Origin of the sequence: Streptomyces zaehneri, from assembly GCF_032248645.1 — a bacterium.
Classification (GTDB): domain Bacteria; phylum Actinomycetota; class Actinomycetes; order Streptomycetales; family Streptomycetaceae; genus Streptomyces; species Streptomyces coriariae.
On sequence record NZ_JASTTJ010000064.1, the window covers coordinates 1 to 1416 of the forward strand.

A 1416-nucleotide genomic window follows, 5' to 3' on the forward strand; every position below is an offset into this window, starting at 1 on the left:
GTCTGAGACCTGATGCCGAGCCGATTGTGGCGAAGTGGATGATCCTATGCTGTCGAGAAAAGCCTCTAGCGAGTTTCATGGCGGCCCGTACCCTAAACCGACTCAGGTGGTCAGGTAGAGAATACCGAGGCGTTCGGGTGAACTATGGTTAAGGAACTCGGCAAAATGCCCCCGTAACTTCGGGAGAAGGGGGGCCACGTCTGGTGAGAGCACTTGCTGCTCGAGCTGGGGGTGGCCGCAGAGACCAGCGAGAAGCGACTGTTTACTAAAAACACAGGTCCGTGCGAAGCCGTAAGGCGATGTATACGGACTGACGCCTGCCCGGTGCTGGAACGTTAAGGGGACCGGTTAGTCACTCTTCGGGGTGGCGAAGCTGAGAACTTAAGCGCCAGTAAACGGCGGTGGTAACTATAACCATCCTAAGGTAGCGAAATTCCTTGTCGGGTAAGTTCCGACCTGCACGAATGGCGTAACGACTTCTCGACTGTCTCAACCATAGGCCCGGTGAAATTGCACTACGAGTAAAGATGCTCGTTTCGCGCAGCAGGACGGAAAGACCCCGGGACCTTTACTACAGTTTGATATTGGTGTTCGGTTCGGCTTGTGTAGGATAGGTGGGAGACTTTGAAACGTGGACGCCAGTTCACGGTGAGTCGTCGTTGAAATACCACTCTGGTCGTGCTGGATGTCTAACCTGGGTCCGTGATCCGGATCAGGGACAGTGTCTGATGGGTAGTTTAACTGGGGCGGTTGCCTCCTAAAGAGTAACGGAGGCGCCCAAAGGTTCCCTCAGCCTGGTTGGCAATCAGGTGTTGAGTGTAAGTGCACAAGGGAGCTTGACTGTGAGACCGACGGGTCGAGCAGGGACGAAAGTCGGGACTAGTGATCCGGCGGTGGCTTGTGGAAGCGCCGTCGCTCAACGGATAAAAGGTACCCCGGGGATAACAGGCTGATCTTCCCCAAGAGTCCATATCGACGGGATGGTTTGGCACCTCGATGTCGGCTCGTCGCATCCTGGGGCTGGAGTCGGTCCCAAGGGTTGGGCTGTTCGCCCATTAAAGCGGTACGCGAGCTGGGTTTAGAACGTCGTGAGACAGTTCGGTCCCTATCCGCTGCGCGCGCAGGAATATTGAGAAGGGCTGTCCCTAGTACGAGAGGACCGGGACGGACGAACCTCTGGTGTGCCAGTTGTTCTGCCAAGGGCATGGCTGGTTGGCTACGTTCGGGAGGGATAACCGCTGAAAGCATCTAAGCGGGAAGCCTGCTTCGAGATGAGTATTCCCACCCCCTTGAGGGGTTAAGGCTCCCAGTAGACGACTGGGTTGATAGGCCGGATGTGGAAGCCCAGTAATGGGTGAAGCTGACTGGTACTAATAGGCCGAGGGCTTGTCCTCAGTTGCTCGCGTCCACTGTGTT

General features: G+C 56.2%; 1 rRNA gene. It reads left to right on the forward strand.

Annotated features, from left to right (window positions below):
- A 23S ribosomal RNA gene (locus tag QQM72_RS40645) occupies window positions 1-1394 on the forward strand; the annotation flags it as partial.
- Window positions 1395-1416 lie beyond the last annotated feature (22 nt).